Raw genomic sequence first — 18,100 nt, 5'->3', positions numbered from 1 at the left:
TCATTTTTAGGACATGTCAAATCCCTTGGACGAACGCGCCGGCGAGCTGCTGAAACTGCTCGTGGAACGCTATATCCGCGACGGCCAACCGGTCGGTTCGCGCACATTGTCCAGAATGGCCGACCTCGGACTGTCGCCAGCGACGATCCGCAATGTGATGTCCGACCTGGACGAACTGGGTTTCGTCGCGTCGCCGCATACGTCGGCTGGCCGCATTCCGACCACGCGCGGCTATCGCTATTTTGTCGACAGCCTGCTGGCGCCCGAGCCGCTTTCTGACAGCGAATCCCAGCAGATCGTCGATGAGCTGGTGCCGGGTGACCGCAGCCCGAAATCCCTGGCCGCGGCGGCCTCGGATCTGTTGTCGCGGCTGACTCAGATGGCTGGCGTCGTCACGCTGCCGCGACGCAATCTTGCGGTATTGCGGCGCATCGAGTTTCTGCCGCTGTCGGGCAGCCGGGTACTGGCGATTCTGGTCGTCAATGAGCATGAGGTGCAGAACCGCGTGCTGAACACCGAGCGCCCATACGGGGCTGACGAGCTGATGCGCTATGCGCAGCTGGTGAACGAACACTTTGCAGGGCGCGATCTGATCAGCCTGCGCGCGGCGCTGGCACAGGAGGCGATGGATGCGCAGGCGCATGTCAATCGTCTGTTGCGCGATGCGGCGTCGATCGCCGAGCAGGCATTCAAGCGTGACGAACGTTCGGATTACGTCGTTGCTGGACAGCCGAATCTGATGGGCTTCCAGGAGTTGAGCGACGTCGGACGTCTGCGCAATCTGTTTGAAGCCCTCGATCGCAAGCGTGACCTGCTGGCGCTGTTCGATCAGTGTTTGCAGGTCGACGGACTGCAGATATTCATCGGAGACGAATCCGGCTACCGCGTGCTCGACGAGTGCAGCGTTGTGACGACTCCGTATTACGTCGATGGCAAGGTCGCGGGTGTCCTGGGGGTTATCGGCCCCACCCGGATGGCCTATTCACGCATCATTCCGCTGGTCCAGCAGACTGCGCGTGCACTGTCGGTGGGCTTGAAAGGCCGCGGCTGAGCCCCAGATTCGAGGGTGAGCGCCGCATCGACGGCGCCAAAGCCATTATCATTGCGCCCCTTCGAGCCGCCGGCCCGACCGGCGTGGCCTATCCAACGAAACCAAGTGACCATGAGTGAAACACCGGAAAACGCCAATGTTCCCGAACCGGACCTCACTGCTGCGGCAGGTGCAGACATGACGCCGACGCCTGCCGAGATGGAGGCGCTCCGCGCTCAGCTGGCCGAGGCCGAGCAGCGTGCTGAGGCCGCTAGGGAAGAGCAGTTGCGCGCACTGGCGGACATCGAGAATACCCGCCGCCGCCTCGAGCGCGAGACGCAGAACAGCCTCAAATACGGCGCCGAGAAGCTGCTCGGTGAGTTGTTGAGTGTCTGTGACAGCTTGGAACTGGGTTTGCGTGCGGCGGCTGACGCCGCCGAAGGGCCGGCCAAGGCATTGGCTGAAGGCATGGATCTGACCTACCGCCAGCTGATCAGCGTGCTTGAAAAGCACGGCGTGCAGCAGCTGGATCCGCTCAATCAGCTGTTCAATCCTGATTTTCATCAGGCGATGTCAATGGTCGAGTCGACCGAGATTGCGCCTAACCATGTACACAGCGTGATGCAGAAGGGTTACACGCTGCATGAGCGCCTGCTGCGTCCGGCGATGGTGATGGTGACGAAAGCACCGGGGCGTTAGTTCCGGCTCTTGAATTCAATAAGCCTGCCTCAAATTAACCGGGCAGGAACGACTTTTGCGGAGTAAACACCCCATGTCCAAGATCATTGGTATCGACCTCGGCACCACCAACAGCTGCGTTGCCATCATGGATGGCAATAGCGTCAAAGTCATCGAGAATGCCGAGGGCGAGCGCACCACGCCCAGCATCGTCGCCTATACCGACGAGCCGCAACCGATCGTCGGCCGTGCTGCCAAGCGTCAGGCGGTGACCAATCCGCATGACACGCTGTATGCGGTCAAGCGCCTGATCGGCCGTCGTTTCGAGGATGCCGAAGTTCAGAAGGCGATCAAGCACTCGCCGTTCAAAATCGTCAAGGCTGACAACGGCGATGCCTGGGTCGAGGCCAAGGGGCAGAAGCTGGCGCCGCAGCAGGTTGCTGCACAGGTGCTGATGAAGATGAAGAAGACCGCCGAGGATTACCTCGGGCATCCGGTCACCGAGGCCGTCATCACGGTCCCGGCGTACTTCAACGATTCGCAGCGCCAGGCGACCAAGGACGCCGGCCGCATCGCGGGACTTGAGGTCAAGCGCATCATCAACGAGCCGACCGCTGCGGCATTGGCGTTTGGTCTGGACAAGATCACCGGCGACAAGAAGATCGCGGTTTATGACCTTGGCGGCGGTACCTTCGACATCTCGATCATCGAGATCGCCGACGTTGACGGCGAGAAGCAATTTGAAGTGCTCGCGACCAACGGCGACACCTTCCTCGGCGGTGAGGACTTCGACCTGCGCGTGATCGAGTACGTCGCGGCCGAGTTCCAGAAGGAGCAGGGCATCGACCTGCACAAGGATCCGCTGGCGCTGCAGCGTCTGAAGGAAGCGGCCGAAAAGGCCAAGATCGAGCTGTCCAGCACGACGCAGACCGAAATCAACCTGCCGTACATCACCGCTGATGCCGCGGGTCCGAAGCATCTGACCATGAAGCTCAGCCGTGCCAAGCTCGAATCTCTGGTCGAGGATCTGATCGAGAATTCGATGAAGCCCTGTGCCACTGCGTTGAAGGACGCAGGCCTGAAGGCTTCGGAAGTCGACGAGGTGATCCTGGTCGGTGGTCAGACCCGCATGCCGAAGGTGCAGGAAGCGGTCAAGTCGTTCTTCGGCAAGGAAGCACGCAAGGATGTCAATCCGGACGAGGCGGTCGCGGTTGGTGCCGCGGTGCAGGGTGCGGTGCTGTCCGGCGATCGCAAGGACGTTCTGCTGCTCGACGTGACGCCGCTGTCGCTGGGCATCGAGACCCTCGGCGGCAAGATGACCAAGCTGATCGAGAAGAACACGACGATTCCGACCAAGAAGTCGGAAACGTTCACGACCGCGGATGACAACCAGACTGCGGTGACGATCCAGGTTTATCAGGGCGAGCGCGAGATTGCGTCAGCGAACAAGTCGCTGGGCCGTTTCGATCTGACTGGTATCGCGCCGGCGCCGCGTGGCATGCCGCAGGTCGAGGTGATCTTCGATATTGATGCCAACGGTATTCTGCATGTCACCGCCAAGGACAAGGCGACTGGCAAGGAGCAATCCATCCGCATCACCGCGAACTCGGGTCTGAACGAGGATGAGATTCAGCGGATGGTGAAGGACGCCGAAATGCACGCCGACGAAGATCGCAAGTTCAACGAACTGATCAACGCGCGCAATCAGGCGGACCAGATGATTCACGCGGTCGAGAAGTCACTCAAGGATCTTGGCGACCAGGTGCAGGCGGACGAGAAGAAGTCGATCGAGGACGCGATCGCGGCAGCGCGTGAAGCCGTCAAGGGCTCGGACAAGGCAGATATTGAAGCCAAGACCGAGGCGTTGACGCAGGCGTCGGCACAATTGATGGAGCGTGTCTACGCGGCCAAGAACGCTGAAGGTGCCGGTACGGCGGGTGATGCTTCCGGGTCGGCTGCCGGTGGCAAGGCGGACGATGTGGTCGATGCCGAATTCACCGAGGTCAAGGACGACAAGTAAGCCGTCCAGAGTTGTCGACAAGGCGTGGAGCTGCGGCTCCACGCCTTGATCGTTTTCGAGACCATTCAGTTTCAGAGAAAAGCGCAGGGAGTTCCAGGGTGATGCGTTCAGTCAGTCGTCGTTGCCAGAACCCTGACGCGGGGTTTGATCCGTCATGAGCAAGCGCGATTACTATGAGGTCCTCGGCGTTGCACGCGATGCGAGCGACGACGAACTCAAGAAGGCTTACCGCAAGCTGGCGATGAAGTTTCACCCTGACCGCAATCCCGGTGATCACACGGCCGAGGAGGCGTTCAAGGAAATCAGCGAGGCTTATGAGGTCCTGACCGACGAGCAGAAACGTGCGATCTACAATCGGCATGGACACGAAGGCCTGAACCGGGGCGGTGGCGGTGGTGGTTTTGGCGGCACCGGCGGATTTGCAGACATCTTCGGAGATGTGTTTTCGGATATCTTCGGCGGTGGGGGTGGCGGCGGACGAAGCGGGCCGCGGCGTGGTGCCGATCTGCGCTACATGATGGAGCTGACGCTGGAGCAGGCGGTTTTTGGCAGCACCGAGACCATCCGCATCCCCAGCTGGCACGACTGTGAAACCTGTAACGGTCATGGCACCGCGGACGGCAAGCGCGCGGGCGACTGTTCCACCTGTCACGGCAGTGGGCAGGTGCGCGTGCAGCAGGGCTTTTTCGTGCTGCAGCAGACCTGTCCGCAGTGCCGTGGTCGCGGCTCCATGGTGACCGACCCGTGCAAGACCTGCCGCGGTGCTGGAAAGGTGCGTGACGAGAAGACCCTGGAGGTCAAAATTCCTCCGGGTGTCGATACCGGAGATCGCATTCGCCTCAATGGTGAAGGGGAGCCGGGCGAGCAAGGTGCGGGGTCGGGCAATCTCTACGTGCAGATCAACGTCAAACCGCACGAGATTTTCGAGCGGGACGGCAACGATCTGTATTGCTCGGTGCCGATTTCAATCGTCACCGCAGCGCTGGGTGGACAGCTGGATGTGCCGACCCTTGAAGGCAAGGCGCAGATCGATATCCCGGAAGGGACCCAGAGCGGCCGTCAGTTCCGACTGCGTGGGCGCGGCGTGCGTTCGGTACGCAGCTCCGGGACCGGCGATCTTTACTGCACCGTGACGGTGGAAACACCGGTCAAGCTCAGCAAGCCACAAAAGGAGCTGCTGCGGCAGTTCGGCGAGACCATTGATGCTTCGGGCGGCAAGCATCATCCGGAAAGCACATCGTGGCTGGGCAAGGCCAAGCGTTTCTTCGACGATCTGACTGGCGACTGACCGCGGATTTTTGTTTGCGCGGCAGATCTTCCGGATCTGTCGTGTAGAGAAAAACTACTGGTGCGACCGCTCACGCCCATTGGGCTGCCGTCCTTCCTCGCAGCATCTGTTCAGGTGCGCCAATCGTAGTAGCTTCCATTGCAGATAGCAGTGGCACGAGACTACCTTGGCAGGATTTCTAGACACGTTCAGTCAATCGGGCTTCCTGCCTCATGGCTATTGCTTCGCGTGGTCACCGGGTCTGCTATGGACGATGGTGATTTCCGACATGGCAATCGCGCTGGCGTACTACTCGATTCCGCTGGCACTGCTCGTATTTCTGCGGCGTCGCAGGCACATCCAGTTTCATTGGATGTTCCTGCTGTTCGGCGTTTTCATCTTCGCGTGCGGGACGACGCATCTGATTGCGGTACTGAATATCTGGCAGCCGGCGTACTGGCTTGACGCGATCGCCAAGCTGATCACCGCGCTGGTGTCCGTGGCAACGGCGATATTCCTGTGGCCTCTGGTGCCGGTGGCGGACCGCTATATCGCTCAGCGTGAAAACGACATGCGGGAACTGGAGCTGGTCAACGCCAAGTTCGCGCAGACGCTGGAGCTGCTCAACGCGCGCAGCGCTGAGCTGGACCGTCTCAATAGGATGAGCGATCAGCTGCAGAAGGCTGATTCGCTCGAGGAATTTGGCGCGGTTGTTTCTTCGGCTGCCGACGACCTGAAGCTGGGCGTCGCCGGTGCGGTTTTTCTGGCCAGACCGCAGTCAACGCTGGCGGATGTTTCAGCGTATTGGGGAGACCCTGAACTGAGCGGTCACGTGTTGCCCATGGATGACTGCCAGGCGGTCGCCGTCGAAGACGTTGCAGCTCAGGACGCCGACTGTGTCGCCAAGTGCAGCTTGTTCCGCTTTGATGGTCACGAGCACCTTTGTGTACCTTTGCAGGCAAACGAGGAAATTCTCGGTGTTGTCCAGTTCCGAGGTCTTGTCGACTCAAGCGATGCACATGTCCGCGCCTTGATCGAAACACTGCGCGAACGCGCGTCGGTCGCATTGGCGAATATCCGCTTGCGCGAAAACCTGCTGGCGAAATCGATTCGAGATCCGCTGACCGGGCTGTTCAATCGCCGCTTTCTCGATGAGGCTTTGCCGTTGGAGGAAGCTCGGGCGCTACGTTCCAACAGCGTTTTGTGTGTCGTGATGTTCGATCTCGATCGGTTCAAGGCATTGAACGACAGCTATGGTCACGACGCGGGTGATGTCGCGCTGAAAACCTTTGCGCGCCTGCTGCAAGGCAGTGTCCGCAGCACCGACATTGCCTGCCGTTACGGCGGCGAGGAATTCCTACTGCTGCTGCCCGGAACGTCGATCGGCGAAGCGGCGCGCCGCGCCGAGGCGATTCGGACCGCGCTGGAAATGAGCCGCGTCGAGCACCGTGGGCGCTCGCTTGGCGTCTTGACGGTTTCCATCGGCATCGCTGAGTTGCCGACACACGGACCGGACGGGCATGCAGTCATGCGTGCCGCGGACAAGATGCTGTATCGGGCCAAACAGAATGGCCGCAACCGGATCGAGCTGATGCAGGACTACGCTGCATGAACCGTGCTGTCCTCAGGCCGCAGCAACTCAGAGGCGGCGCGAGATACCGATGTCTCTGACCGAATCCAGGTCCGTGTGAGTCCGTGCGTTCAGCACCGATCCGGCAGAGAAGTCTTCACGCCTCTGAGTCGAGCGAGTTGTACAGCGCAAGATATTCCTGCGTTACCCGGTGGCTGCGGTCGAGGTAAATCAGCGGCGTGTAGTTTTCGTGTGATTCCTTGACCTTCACCGAGCTGCTGAGAGCCTGTTCGAACAGGGGGCGCCCTTCGGCGCGCAATTCCTCGACCAGACGCGTGGGGAGTTTGGAACGCGACTGGAACTGGTTGACGACAATGCCGCCGATTTCCAGGTTGTCATTGTGATCAGCGCGGATCTCGGCGATGTTGTCGAGCAAGGTGTACAGCGCCTGCCGCGCGAATTCATCGCAATCAAACGGAATCAGCACGCTGTCAGCGGCAATCAGCGCAGAGCGTGAATAAAAATTCAGCGCGGGCGGCGTGTCGATGAACACGGCGTCGTAGCCCCGCAATTTGCGCAAGGCGTCGCGGAACTTGTAAATCTTCTGCTTGGCTTCCAGCTTGACCGCAAGCTCGTCCAGCCGGGGATCAGCAGCCACGACGTCCAGATTGTCGAAAGGCGTGTTGCTGGAATAGGTGACAAATGGCTGCGGATTCAGCGAAAAGCTCAGCGTCGAATCGAAAAAGTCGCCGATCGTACGGTCCGGTTTGGTCGGCGACGATCCGGTCAGGTATTGCGTCGCGTTGCCCTGGGTATCCAGATCGATCACCAGGGTGCGCAGACCCTGGGATGCTGCAATCGCCGCGAGATTGCAGACGATCGTTGTTTTGCCGACGCCGCCTTTCTGATTGAAAACAACGCGTGTAGTCATGCTTGCCATCAGCCGTTGATGTGAGTACTGCGAGAAAGGGCTGCAGTGTAAGTGATTTCGAACAAGCGAAATCCACGCCAATGCGGCTTGACGGTTCTGACGATCCGTTCTTCACCCGACAAAAAAGGGGGCGCCGAAGCGCCCCCTCGACTTATCGTCGTCGCAATTATGCTGCCGCCATCTGGCGCAGCATGTACTGCAGCACGCCGCCGTGGGCGTAATACTCCCATTCCTTCGGCGTGTTGATGCGTACCTTGGCCTTGAAGGCGACGACACTGCCGTCGGCCTTGGTGGCTTTGACGCTGACTTCGGTGGCGCCGCTGACCAAGCCGTCAAAGTCGAAGGTCTCGGTGCCGTCCAGGCCCAGGCTCTGGGCACTCTGGCCGTCCACGAAGTTCAGCGGCAGCACGCCCATGCCGACCAGATTCGAGCGGTGGATGCGCTCGAAGCTTTCGGAAATGACTGCCTTGACGCCGAGCAGGATCGTGCCCTTGGCCGCCCAGTCACGCGACGAACCGGTGCCGTATTCCTTGCCTGCCAGCACGACCAGCGGCGTGCCATCGGCCTGGTGCTTCATGGCGACGTCATAGATCGCTTCGACCGGACCGGCGCTGCCGTCCTTGCCGATGTACTTGGATACACCGCCTTCAACGCCCGGGGTCATTGCGTTCTTGATGCGGGTGTTGGCAAAGGTGCCGCGCATCATGATCTCGTGATTGCCGCGACGCGAGCCGAACGAGTTGAAGTCGGCCTTGGCCACCCCGTGAGCCTCGAGGAACTTGCCGGCAGGGCCGTCCTGCTTGATCACGCCGGCCGGGCTGATATGGTCGGTGGTGATCGAGTCGCCCAGCAGCGCGAGGCAGCGTGCGCCAAGAATCGGCTGGATGCCCGGAGGCGTCATCGTCATGCCGTTAAAGTACGGCGGGTTGGCGACGTAGGTCGACTTGCTGTCCCAGGGATAGGTCTCCGACTTGCTGATCTTGATGCCCTGCCAGCGCGCGTCGCCCTTGAGGACATCGGCGTAGCTGGCTTTGAACAGATCCGCGGTGACTGCCTGCGCGACGGTGTCGGAAATTTCCTTGTTGGACGGCCAGATATCCTTCAGGAAGACATCCTTGCCATCGCTGGACTTGCCGATCGGTTCGGAGGTCAGATCCAGATCGGTGCTGCCGGCAATTGCGTAGGCAACGACCAGAGGCGGTGACGCCAGGTAGTTCATGCGCACGTCCTGATGCACACGGCCTTCAAAGTTGCGGTTGCCCGACAGCACGGCAGAAACCGACAGCTTGTTGTCCTGGATTGCCTTGCCTATCGGCTCGTTCAGCGGACCCGAGTTGCCGATGCAGGTGGTGCAGCCGTAGGCGACGATGTTGAAGCCCAGGTATTCCAGGTCCTCGACCAGTCCGGCCTTTTTCAGATACTCGGTGACGGCCTTGGATCCGGGTGCCAGTGAAGTCTTGACCCAGGGCTGGCTCTTCAGGCCCAGCGCGCGCGCCTTGCGGGCGAGCAGACCGGCGCCAATCAGCACGCTCGGATTCGAAGTGTTGGTGCAGGAGGTGATTGCGGCGATCACCACCGCGCCATCCTTCAGCTCGTAGGTCTGGCCCATGTCGGTGACAGTGGCCGGGCCCGCGGACGGACGCATCTTCTGCTCACCTTCAAAGGCCTTGCGGAAGTTGGCCTTGACGTCGGTCAGCAGCACGCGATCCTGCGGGCGCTTGGGGCCGGCCATCGACGGCTGGATCGTGGACAGGTCCAGATGCAGCACATCGGTGTATTCGGCTTCCGGCGCGTCCGGCGTCCACCACATGCCCTGGGCTTGGGCATAGGCCTTGACCACGGCAATCTGCTCGTCACTGCGGCCGGTCAGGCGCAGGTAGTTCAGGGTCTCTTCGTCGATCGGGAAGATGCCGCAGGTGGCGCCGTATTCCGGGCCCATGTTGGCGATGGTGTTGCGGTCGGAGGCCGACAGGTTGGCCAGGCCGGGGCCGAAGAATTCGACGAACTTTTCGACCACGCCGCGCTTGCGCAGCATCTCGGTGACAGTCAGTACCAGATCGGTGGCGGTGGCGCCTTCGGCCAGTTTGCCGGTGACGCGGACACCGATGACTTCCGGCATCAGCATTGATGACGGCTGGCCGAGCATGGCGGCTTCGGCTTCGATGCCGCCGACGCCCCAGCCGAGCACGCCAATGCCGTTGACCATGGTCGTGTGGCTGTCGGTGCCGAAGCAGCTGTCCGGGTACAGCATGCCCTCGCTGTTCTCAAACACGACGCGGGCGAGATATTCGATGTTGACCTGATGCACGATGCCGGTGTCCGGCGGCACGGCTTTGAAGTTTTGCAGCGCTTCCTGGCCCCAGCGCAGGAACGTATAGCGTTCTTCGTTGCGCTGGAATTCGACCTTGGCATTGAGGTCGAGCGCGTCCTTGGTGCCGTAGTGATCAATCATCACCGAATGGTCGATGACCAGCTCGACCGGGCACAGCGGATTGACCTTGGACATGTCGCCGCCCAGGTTTTTCATGGCGTCGCGCATGGCGGCGAGGTCGACTACGCACGGTACGCCGGTGAAATCCTGCAGGATCACGCGCGCCGGAGTGAAGTCGATGTCCTTGGCGGGCAGCTTCTTCAGATCGGCACCGGCCAGCGTCTCGATTTCGGTCGTCGTGGTGTTCTGACCGTCTTCGTGGCGCAGCAGGTTCTCAAGGAGAATCTTGTACGAATAGGGCAGGCGGGCGATGTTGAACTTCGGTTCCAGTGCTTTCAGGCTGTAGTAGCTGTAAGACTTGGACCCTACGTTGAGCGTGGACTTGGCTTTGAAGCTGTCCGTCATGGCTTGAAACTCCCGGGAATGGCTAGAGGTCAACGTCCCGCGCGCGATAGTTGCGGCGAAAGCGGCGGCGAATTATATCGAAAAGCCGCGCGGTTCTTGCGTATTCCGACCAAAGTCATCGTCGATCGCTGAGCATCCTGTGGCACAGGCACCGCCGACTGCTTCACAATGCCGCCCCGTTTGGCCGCACTTCGCACCATGTCCGCACAACTGATTCACGGCAAACCGCTGGCTGATTCCATTCTTGACCGCCTGCGCGCCGAAATTGAGCAGGAGGGCCTGCGTCCCGGTCTCGCGGTGGTCCTGGTTGGGGACGATCCCGCTTCGGCGGTTTATGTGCGCAACAAGAAGCGCGCGTGCGAACGTGCGGCCATTGCCTCGTTTTCGCATGAGCTGCCAGCGTCCACCACACAGGGTGAGTTGCTGGCGCTGATTGCGCGGCTCAACGCCGATCCGGCAGTGCACGGCATTCTGGTGCAGTCGCCGCTGCCGGCACTGATCGATTTCGAGGCCGTGATCGAGGCAATCGACCCGCGCAAGGACGTCGACGGTTTCCATCCATACAACCTCGGGCGCCTGGCGGCGAAACTCCCGACGCTGCGCGCGTGCACCCCTTATGGCGTGATGCGCATGCTCGAGCATGCGGGGATCGACCCCAGCGGTCGGGACGCGGTCGTTGTCGGGGCGTCGACGATCGTTGGCCGTCCGATGGCGCTGGAGCTGCTGCTGGCGCGCGCGACGGTGACGGTTTGCCATAGCCGTACGCGCGACTTGGCCAGCAAGGTTGCCGGTGCGGACATTGTGGTCGCAGCGGTAGGCAAGCCGGGTTTCGTCAAAGGCGAGTGGATCAAACCCGGAGCGACGGTAATCGATGTCGGCATCAATCGCGGCGCCGACGGCAAACTGTGCGGCGATGTCGAGTTTGATGTGGCGAGTCAGCGTGCGGCGTGGATTACGCCGGTGCCCGGTGGCGTTGGCCCGATGACCATTGCGATGTTGATGCAGAACACGGTGCAGGCTGCTCGCGCAGCGCGCCGCTGATGCTTCAGCGTGGTTGGCTGGTGTCGGCGAGGCTGTGGACGCCGGCAATCTCGCCACCGCCGAGACAGCGTTCACCGTCGTACAGTACGCAGTATTGACCTGCCACGGCGGCGCGCTGCGGTTGCTCGAAACGCACTCGCACCCGTCCCCCGATGCCTTCGGCATGGCAGGCCTGGAGTGCCTGCCGGTGACGAATGCGGGCACTGATCGCTTGATCGCGTCCAGGGGGTGGTGCTAGCCAGTTGAACGTATCGGTCTCCAGAGACTGGCACATCAGGCGTGGATGCTGCGGATTCTGCGAGACGATCAAAGTGCGTGACGCGGCCTGCTTTTCGACGACATACCACGGCGCATCCGCGGCGCCACGCGTCCCGCCAATGCCCAGTCCCTTGCGCTGACCGAGGGTGTAGTAGCTCAGGCCTTGGTGTCGGCCGATTTCCTGACCGCTGTCGTCGACAATGGGGCCGGGTTCGCTTTTCAGATAGCGACCGAGAAATTCGCGAAATTCGCGCTCGCCGATAAAGCAGATCCCGGTCGAGTCCTTTTTCTGGTGTACCGGCAACCCGGCCTGTGCGGCGAGTGCGCGTACCTCCGGCTTGCGCAGGTGGCCGATCGGAAACAGCGTCTGTCGAAAATGTTCACGCGCCACTGCGGCCAGAAAATAGGTCTGATCCTTGTTATCGTCGACCGCGCGCCACAGCTGCGGGCCGTCAGCCGCCTGTTCGATGCGTGCGTAGTGTCCGGTGGCGATGAAGTCCGCGCCGAGACGCAGGGCGTATTCCCGAAACGGCTGAAATTTCACTTCGCGGTTGCACAGAACGTCGGGATTCGGCGTCTTGCCCGCAGCGTAATCGGCCAGAAAGTGTGCGAAGACACGTTCGCGGTACTCGGCTGAAAAATCCACCCGATGCAACGGGATCTCGAGCTCCTCGGCAACGCGGCGAGCGTCCTGAAAGTCTTCAGCCGCAGTGCAATAGCCTTCCTCGTCCTCGGTCCAGTTGACCATGAACAACCCGGACACGCGATAACCCTGTTGTTTCAGCAGGTAGGCTGCGACCGATGAGTCGACACCGCCGGACATGCCGACAACGACATGCGGCATCGCGTCAGACCTTGCAGCAATGGAAGACATGGCAATCTTCGAGGCTGAACGGCGTGCCCGCCGCTACAGATGGACCAGCAGGTCGAGCGGGAATCGTCGGCCCGACAGATAGTCGTCGATGCAGCGTAGCACCATCGGACTGCGGTGCAGATTCCTGCAGGCAGCGAGTTCGTCGCGACTCATCCAGACTGCGCGCTCGATCCCTGAATCCAATGCGCACTCCGCATGGTGCGCCAAGGCGTCGGCTGCAAACGCGATGCGCAGGAAGCCGTAGTCGAGGTCGACCGGGTCATGGTGGTACAGGCCCAGCAATGCGGTGGGGCGAACGTCCCACGCGGTTTCTTCCAGCGCTTCGCGCACCGCACCTTCAACCAGGCTTTCGCCCTGTTCCCAGTGACCGGCGGGCTGGTTCAGCTTCAGTTCGCCGTTGATGCGCTCTTCCACGATCAGAAAGCGACCGTCGCGTTCGACCACGCAGGCCACGACCACATGCGGATTCCAACTCATGGCGCAGCCTTGCCTGACTGGCGCAAGTGGAAATAGCCCTGCGCATCGGGCGCGCCGGTTGAACGCAGCAAATTCGCGATCATTGGCGGCGCGTCGGGCTTGGGACGCAGCTGTAGATGCAGTTCATAGCTGCGATCGCCTTTCAGGCGCGCATCGCCATTGACCTCGAGAGGACCGGAGAGAGTACTGATCAGCGCCAGCAGATCGTCGCCTTCGTTGCTGAAGTCCGCCTGATAGTTGCCCAACGGGATCGGCTGCGGTCCCAGCGACCAGCTCAAACTGCTGACAGTGGCGCGCCCCTCAGCGGAGACTGGCCAGTTGTCCCGCAAACGCAAGTGGGCGAGATCCAATGCGATCTGTCCCTGCATCGGGACGAAGGGCTGGCCGGCAATGGCGGCCAGCGAGCGCAGATCGCTTGAGGCCTTGAGGTCATCAAGCCGTTCCGGCCCCAGTCCGACGGCGGCCTTGCCGTCCAGAAGGATCGGCGCGCCGGCAGCATGAAGATGAAATTGTGCGCGTGCCAACAGCAGGCTCAGCGGCTGCAGGCGCCACTCGACGCGGCTCAGCGCCGGAATGCCGCGAACGACGACGGCGTCGGCATGGCCGCTGAGGAGTGAGCCGCCAATGCCGAACAGTCGTAGCTGGGAGCCTGATATCGCATGGCCAAACCAGCCGTACACCGTTGCTGCGGGTGTTTTGACCAGCAGGGCCAGAACGAATGTGGTCAGGCCAATGATCAGAAAAGAACGCATTTTCATGGCTGATTTACTGTCGCACCAGGGTCAGCCGCCCGCTGACCTGACCGCTGACATCGCTGCGCTCGATTTCGACGCTGCTCGCGGAAATCGCATACTGCGTCTGCAACTGATCGAGCCAGCGCAGCACGTTGGCAAAAGGCACGTCTTCGATCCAGACCTTGACTTCGCGATCGCCCTCGGGCTGCACACGCGACGGCGCTTTGCCCAGGACCGGCGAACGACTCGTGGTATCCACTGCTGTAAGCAGCGAGGTGCTCAGATTGGCCGTGCGTCCGCCAGAGCTGCCGGGTTTGACCAGCGCCGCGGCACGTTCGATCTGCTGCGCCTGAGCACGAGCCCGGTCAAGCGCTTCAGCGCGATCGCGATGCGCGCGCGCCAGCGGATCCCAGACCAGAAGAAACACTAGCGTCAGCGTCACCACGACGGCCGCAGTGCCGACCGCGATTCGTTCACGCGGATTCAGTTGCAGCAGCGCGGCCTGGAGTCGGGCAAATTGTTCTTTCATGCCGGGCTCAGCTTGATGCGGATTTGCACGCCTTCACTGCCGGCGTTTGCCGACTGCACCTCCATCCGGGCTGGGCGCGAGGTTTCGAACCAGGCTTTCAGTTTTTCGAGAGCCTGCAGGCTGTCACTGCTCAGACTCACATACAGGGCACCCTCGCGGAATTGCACGGACTGTGTGGTCAGACCTTTGACAGCATCGACGGCCTCGGCGAGCACACTCATCAGGCTGACGAAGGCGGGGCCGCTCTGGCCACCATTGAGCCTGGTCAGCTGTTGATCCAGCTGTGCAGACAGGTCAACGATGCGCGTCTCGGCAGGGAAAATCTGCTGATAACGCTGGCGATTTGCGGCGTCCTGCGCCTCCAGCTCGGCACCCAGTCGGTACGCTTGCACGCCATGGTTGGCTGCGGCCAATACAAAAGCGATGCCGGCGAGTCCCGCCGCGACACGCCATGGGCCGGCATAGCGCAGCCAGTCCTGCTGAATCGAATAGTTCCCTTGCAGCAGGTTGATCGGCTGGCTGCCGCGCAGATTCTGCAGCAGGGCTTCCAGCGGCTCGGCAAATCCGTGCGACAGTTCGTGCGGCCAGCTCAAGGTGCTGGGATCAAAGGCCTGATCGCGTGGCACGATCAGGCGCAGTGTGCGGACCTTGTCCGGATCGGCAATGCCCAGACAGAGCTCCAAGTCTTCGCGCTGGCAGACAAAGCCGCCACTGGCGTCGGTGCGCACAATGACCTGTGAGCCGTCGATCAGGACACTGAAGTGTTGTGCATCCGGCACCGACAGGGACAAGGCGTCAGGGATCAACGCATCGGCACGCAGGCCACTGTCGCTGAGCAGGCTCTGCCACGCGTTCATGCGTTCGCGGCCGACAACCGCAACCGGCCAAACGCCATCGGCCTGGCGCGCGCCGAGCGCGAAATGAAGGTCGTCGATGTCGTCGGCGAGCTGGTCTTCGAGGAAAAACGGCGCCGCCTGCAGGGCCTTGGCACCCTGACGGGCCGGGATAGACGCCGAGGTCAATCTCAGGTCGGCAGACGGCACCAGCACAACAACGCGCCTATGCGCCGCCTGCGAAGCCAGCGCACGCAGCGGTGCATGCTCCACCACGAACGACGCCACCGCGTCGGCACGGGCGATGCAGAAAGCTACTGGCGTGTCAGGATCGACCACGCCCAGTCTGATATAGAGAGTTTCGCGCACTATCGGGTATCGGTGCTGCGCCCGTAGACAGCCGGAATTCCACCGGAAGGGCGTATGTAGGAACTATACAAGCTGAGATGTCCCGTGCCTACGGACACTTCAACCTGCGACTGGAAATAGCTGCTGCTGACTCCAATCAACTTGGCGCCCGGATCATTGGCGGCGAAAACTCCGGTGTCAAACAGCGCCTGCGGGCTTTCCGCCGGTTTTTCTGCGCGTTGGCTGACGAATTCTGCAAGCTCCGGACGCTGTTGTGCCGAAAGAGCGGTCAACAGTTCCGGCGCGGCCGTATTCACGTTGATCGTGACGTCCGTAGCGGGAACAGCGCAGAGAAATGGGCGCAGCTTGAAATAGATGTCCTTGGTCACGCCACGTACCGCGAGAAGCTCGGATTCATCCGACATCAGTCGATTGGCCGTTCGGTACGGCGGATTCATGCTCAGGTATTCGCTGTCTTCAGCGCCGTTGTACCCGGTGGGTTCGATGTCGACATCGATCCAGTCACGAATTGCGCTGACCAGAGCCTGTGCCTGAGAAGGGTCGTCGACACCTGCAATTTCCATCAATCGCGCCATGATTGTGGTGAGGTTCTTGAGTGTCTCGGCATCAGTTGTCGCCAGATTGTTCAGATTGAAGCGACCCTGCAGATCCACCACGCGACCACGGATTGCGCCGTTGTCGATCGGCAGATAGTCGATTGGCATGGCCCAGGCATCTTGCAGCGAGTCGGTCTGGTTTTCGTCAAGATCGCGCTCCAGGATCGATTTGATCCACGACTCAACTCCATCGGCATACCACCACGCATATTCTGAATTCTGCAGGTTCGCGGTGCGGTGGATGGCGATATTCGCCGAGCTCAGAATCGCTGTCGCGGCAATGGCAGCCAGCGCCACGACCAGAATGGCGGTCACCAGCGCGATGCCCTGCTGGCGTTGGCTGGTACGGGGTTTGCGCAGGACTATGCGGTTGGGCGTGCTGCGCCGGATCATGGCGTTTTCTTGCCCGGTGGTTGAGAGCCCAAAGCAAACAGAAAGTGGATCTCGCTGGCATCCTTGGTGCGGATGCGAACTTCAACACCGATCGGCGGCGCCGCTTCGCCACGATTGCTGTTGGTATCAATGTCCGGCCAGCGGCTGTGCCAAACCTGGCTGGCATCGAGATATCGCCATTGCACTTCCTCGACTTTATCCAACAGGATCGTATCGATGGGCTGACTGTCTTGCGCGCGATCCAGTACCCGCCAACTCGAACGAATCAGCTTGTCCTCGTCGAGTCGATAGGCAACACGTTGCAGCCCGGAGCGTGGCAGGTTCAGAGGATTGCGCCATCCGGCACGAGTGAACTCCACATAACTGCCGTCGCCTGCTGCTAGCGCCGGCTGAACGTCGCCAAAACCGTCCCGGATCGGGCGTGGGCGCATTTGCTGAAAATCGTTGCGCAGTCGCAGGTAAGTGCGCTGCAGCTCCGCGATCCGGTCCTGCGCCGTCTCGACCTGCTTGCGGGTCTTCAGCACCGAATCCAGACCGCCGTAGGCCATCACGGCAAAGATGGCAAAGATGGCCAGTACGACGATTAACTCAAGCAGGGTGAAGCCTGACTGCCGACCGGGGGCTTTCATTGACGCCCCGTGTCAGCAATGAAGCTCGACAGCGTGGCGGCATTGCCCTCGCGATTTGGAGACAGCACCTGGATATCGATCCGGCGAAGATGAGGATCTTCGGTTTTTTTGACCTCGACTTTCCAGCGCCAGCTGCGTCCGCCCATCTCCATGTCGCCGTCCGATTTGCTGACATCGGGCCACTTGGGCTGCAGCTCGATTTCGGTCAGGCGATTGTGTGCAACCCACAGTGCCAAGGTACGCTCACGCAGATGGGCCGTATTGTCCGCGTAGCGCGCCATGCCGGACAGAATGGCAGCCATGGCGATGGCCAGCACTGCAACGGCAACCAGCATCTCGACCAGAGTAAATCCATGTTCGGGCCGCGCGACAGTGGCTGGGCGTTTCATGACTTGAGCTGACGGCGCTGCAAGGTGATCTTGCCGACAATATCGCCCTCGATGTGCTGGACGTAGTCCAGCTCGGCCGCGCCGATGTCCAGTTCGAATGCGGTCAGCTCGCCGCTGGATAGAATCAGGACCTGGGGTTGCAGTGGCGGTGTGTCGCTAGACTTTTCGGTTTGAGCCGAGCCATCCTCATCTTTCGCTGCGGGTCGCGCCTTTACTCTTTCGGCTTGCGCAGGAGCCACAGGGCGTCCTTCGACGCGCAGCGAGAACTCGATGGGCGCGGGCAATGCGCGTGCATGCAGTGGACCTTCGGCGATCGGCGCCCAAAGACCGTTGTCGCCCAAAACGAGAAATTCGTAGCCCGCATCTGTATAGAGAAATCCGATTTCCAGTCCGCGCAGTTCGGATTCTTCCTGTGCCAGCTGAAACAGCTGAGTCATGCGCGCAGCTTCAGTGTCGATTTTGTCGGATACCGCGCGGTTACCAATGGTCAGACTGGCAAATGTGACCAGAATTCCGATGATCAGCACGACCACCAGCATTTCAACCAGCGTGAAGCCGGTTGAAATGCTGCGCGACTGACAGGCGTTCATGGCGCGGGCCGGAGACTGAGGCATTGGCGAGCGGCGCGCCGGATTCCGAGGCTGAA

Annotated in this window: 17 protein-coding genes; 6 read left to right on the top strand and 11 right to left on the bottom strand. The window is 61.1% G+C overall.

Going from position 1 to position 18,100, the window contains the following annotated elements:
- Positions 1 to 13: 13 nt before the first annotated feature.
- The 5 genes from hrcA (at position 14) to E4T66_RS20625 (ending at position 6,607) form a co-directional block, all read left to right on the top strand.
- Entirely contained in the window at positions 14 to 1,051 is a 1,038-nt protein-coding gene (gene hrcA / locus E4T66_RS20645) for a heat-inducible transcriptional repressor HrcA (protein WP_136851921.1), read from the top strand.
- 111 nt (positions 1,052 to 1,162) lie between these two features.
- Positions 1,163 to 1,729, top strand: coding sequence for a nucleotide exchange factor GrpE (gene grpE, locus E4T66_RS20640; protein WP_136851919.1), 567 nt, complete (start codon positions 1,163 to 1,165; stop codon positions 1,727 to 1,729).
- Between the two features lie 73 nt (positions 1,730 to 1,802).
- Positions 1,803 to 3,728, top strand: a complete 1,926-nt coding sequence (dnaK, locus tag E4T66_RS20635; RefSeq protein ID WP_136851917.1) for a molecular chaperone DnaK — start codon at positions 1,803 to 1,805, stop codon at positions 3,726 to 3,728.
- Between the two features lie 154 nt (positions 3,729 to 3,882).
- Entirely contained in the window at positions 3,883 to 5,016 is a 1,134-nt protein-coding gene (gene dnaJ / locus E4T66_RS20630) for a molecular chaperone DnaJ (protein ID WP_136851915.1), read from the top strand.
- Positions 5,017 to 5,182: 166 nt separating this feature from the next.
- Positions 5,183 to 6,607 carry a GGDEF domain-containing protein gene (locus E4T66_RS20625; protein ID WP_136851913.1) on the top strand — a complete coding sequence of 475 codons (1,425 nt, stop codon included), beginning with the start codon at positions 5,183 to 5,185 and terminating at the stop codon, positions 6,605 to 6,607.
- Positions 6,608 to 6,722: 115 nt separating this feature from the next.
- Here the strand turns inward: E4T66_RS20625 and E4T66_RS20620 are convergent, their stop codons facing one another.
- Positions 6,723 to 7,496: a ParA family protein gene (locus E4T66_RS20620; protein ID WP_136851911.1), complete on the bottom strand. Its 774-nt coding sequence runs from the start codon at positions 7,494 to 7,496 to the stop codon at positions 6,723 to 6,725.
- A 166-nt stretch (positions 7,497 to 7,662) separates the two neighbouring features.
- Positions 7,663 to 10,332 carry an aconitate hydratase AcnA gene (gene acnA / locus E4T66_RS20615; protein ID WP_136851909.1) on the bottom strand — a complete coding sequence of 890 codons (2,670 nt, stop codon included), beginning with the start codon at positions 10,330 to 10,332 and terminating at the stop codon, positions 7,663 to 7,665.
- A gap of 198 nt (positions 10,333 to 10,530) precedes the next feature.
- Between acnA and folD the strand changes: the two genes are divergently transcribed.
- Positions 10,531 to 11,373: a bifunctional methylenetetrahydrofolate dehydrogenase/methenyltetrahydrofolate cyclohydrolase FolD gene (folD, locus tag E4T66_RS20610; protein WP_136851907.1), complete on the top strand. Its 843-nt coding sequence runs from the start codon at positions 10,531 to 10,533 to the stop codon at positions 11,371 to 11,373.
- A gap of 4 nt (positions 11,374 to 11,377) precedes the next feature.
- Here folD and mnmA read toward each other — a convergent pair whose 3' ends face one another.
- From mnmA to gspH, 9 genes are read right to left on the bottom strand one after another with little or no spacing between them, the layout of a single operon-like run.
- Positions 11,378 to 12,505: a tRNA 2-thiouridine(34) synthase MnmA gene (gene mnmA / locus E4T66_RS20605; RefSeq protein WP_136851905.1), complete on the bottom strand. Its 1,128-nt coding sequence runs from the start codon at positions 12,503 to 12,505 to the stop codon at positions 11,378 to 11,380.
- A gap of 33 nt (positions 12,506 to 12,538) precedes the next feature.
- Positions 12,539 to 12,982 (bottom strand): NUDIX hydrolase, encoded by a 444-nt coding sequence (locus tag E4T66_RS20600; RefSeq protein ID WP_136851903.1) that lies wholly within the window; start codon positions 12,980 to 12,982, stop codon positions 12,539 to 12,541.
- Positions 12,979 to 13,740 (bottom strand): type II secretion system protein N, encoded by a 762-nt coding sequence (locus E4T66_RS20595; RefSeq protein WP_136851901.1) that lies wholly within the window; start codon positions 13,738 to 13,740, stop codon positions 12,979 to 12,981. The genes E4T66_RS20600 and E4T66_RS20595 overlap by 4 nt, the downstream gene beginning before the upstream one ends.
- A 7-nt stretch (positions 13,741 to 13,747) precedes the next feature.
- The gene (gene gspM / locus E4T66_RS20590) at positions 13,748 to 14,245 is read right to left on the bottom strand and encodes a type II secretion system protein GspM (protein ID WP_136851899.1); all 498 of its coding nucleotides are present in this window, start codon (positions 14,243 to 14,245) and stop codon (positions 13,748 to 13,750) included.
- Complete coding sequence (gspL, locus tag E4T66_RS20585) at positions 14,242 to 15,447, bottom strand: type II secretion system protein GspL (protein ID WP_169577754.1); 1,206 nt, start codon at positions 15,445 to 15,447, stop codon at positions 14,242 to 14,244. The genes gspM and gspL overlap by 4 nt, the downstream gene beginning before the upstream one ends.
- On the bottom strand, positions 15,447 to 16,436 hold the full coding sequence (gene gspK / locus E4T66_RS20580; protein WP_136851895.1) for a type II secretion system minor pseudopilin GspK: 990 nt from the start codon (positions 16,434 to 16,436) through the stop codon (positions 15,447 to 15,449). The genes gspL and gspK overlap by 1 nt, the downstream gene beginning before the upstream one ends.
- Positions 16,433 to 17,065: a type II secretion system minor pseudopilin GspJ gene (gene gspJ / locus E4T66_RS20575; protein ID WP_136851892.1), complete on the bottom strand. Its 633-nt coding sequence runs from the start codon at positions 17,063 to 17,065 to the stop codon at positions 16,433 to 16,435. The genes gspK and gspJ overlap by 4 nt, the downstream gene beginning before the upstream one ends.
- Positions 17,062 to 17,454, bottom strand: coding sequence for a type II secretion system minor pseudopilin GspI (gene gspI / locus E4T66_RS20570; protein WP_136851890.1), 393 nt, complete (start codon positions 17,452 to 17,454; stop codon positions 17,062 to 17,064). Before gspI ends, gspJ begins: the two co-directional genes overlap by 4 nt.
- Complete coding sequence (gene gspH, locus E4T66_RS20565; protein WP_169577753.1) at positions 17,451 to 18,044, bottom strand: type II secretion system minor pseudopilin GspH; 594 nt, start codon at positions 18,042 to 18,044, stop codon at positions 17,451 to 17,453. The genes gspI and gspH overlap by 4 nt, the downstream gene beginning before the upstream one ends.
- Positions 18,045 to 18,100 lie beyond the last annotated feature (56 nt).

The sequence above is a fragment of the Sinimarinibacterium arenosum genome (genome assembly GCF_005047655.1).
Lineage (GTDB): Bacteria > Pseudomonadota > Gammaproteobacteria > Nevskiales > Nevskiaceae > Solimonas.
Note: the sequence above shows the minus strand (reverse complement) of the source record. Positions and strands in the feature narration are given on the sequence as shown.

Excerpts from the sequence above, each read along its gene's own strand:
- hrcA (WP_136851921.1), top strand. The coding sequence starts at position 14 with ATGTCAAATCCCTTGGACGAACGCGCCGGCGAGCTGCTGAAACTGCTC.
- E4T66_RS20620 (WP_136851911.1), bottom strand. The coding sequence starts at position 7,496 with ATGACTACACGCGTTGTTTTCAATCAGAAAGGCGGCGTCGGCAAAACA.
- acnA (WP_136851909.1), bottom strand. The coding sequence starts at position 10,332 with ATGACGGACAGCTTCAAAGCCAAGTCCACGCTCAACGTAGGGTCCAAG.
- dnaK (WP_136851917.1), top strand. The coding sequence starts at position 1,803 with ATGTCCAAGATCATTGGTATCGACCTCGGCACCACCAACAGCTGCGTT.
- gspM (WP_136851899.1), bottom strand. The coding sequence starts at position 14,245 with ATGAAAGAACAATTTGCCCGACTCCAGGCCGCGCTGCTGCAACTGAAT.
- dnaJ (WP_136851915.1), top strand. The coding sequence starts at position 3,883 with ATGAGCAAGCGCGATTACTATGAGGTCCTCGGCGTTGCACGCGATGCG.
- gspI (WP_136851890.1), bottom strand. The coding sequence starts at position 17,454 with ATGAAACGCCCAGCCACTGTCGCGCGGCCCGAACATGGATTTACTCTG.
- E4T66_RS20600 (WP_136851903.1), bottom strand. The coding sequence starts at position 12,982 with ATGAGTTGGAATCCGCATGTGGTCGTGGCCTGCGTGGTCGAACGCGAC.
- gspK (WP_136851895.1), bottom strand. The coding sequence starts at position 16,436 with ATGATCCGGCGCAGCACGCCCAACCGCATAGTCCTGCGCAAACCCCGT.
- grpE (WP_136851919.1), top strand. The coding sequence starts at position 1,163 with ATGAGTGAAACACCGGAAAACGCCAATGTTCCCGAACCGGACCTCACT.
- gspJ (WP_136851892.1), bottom strand. The coding sequence starts at position 17,065 with ATGAAAGCCCCCGGTCGGCAGTCAGGCTTCACCCTGCTTGAGTTAATC.
- gspH (WP_169577753.1), bottom strand. The coding sequence starts at position 18,044 with ATGAACGCCTGTCAGTCGCGCAGCATTTCAACCGGCTTCACGCTGGTT.
- mnmA (WP_136851905.1), bottom strand. The coding sequence starts at position 12,505 with ATGTCTTCCATTGCTGCAAGGTCTGACGCGATGCCGCATGTCGTTGTC.
- E4T66_RS20595 (WP_136851901.1), bottom strand. The coding sequence starts at position 13,740 with ATGAAAATGCGTTCTTTTCTGATCATTGGCCTGACCACATTCGTTCTG.
- folD (WP_136851907.1), top strand. The coding sequence starts at position 10,531 with ATGTCCGCACAACTGATTCACGGCAAACCGCTGGCTGATTCCATTCTT.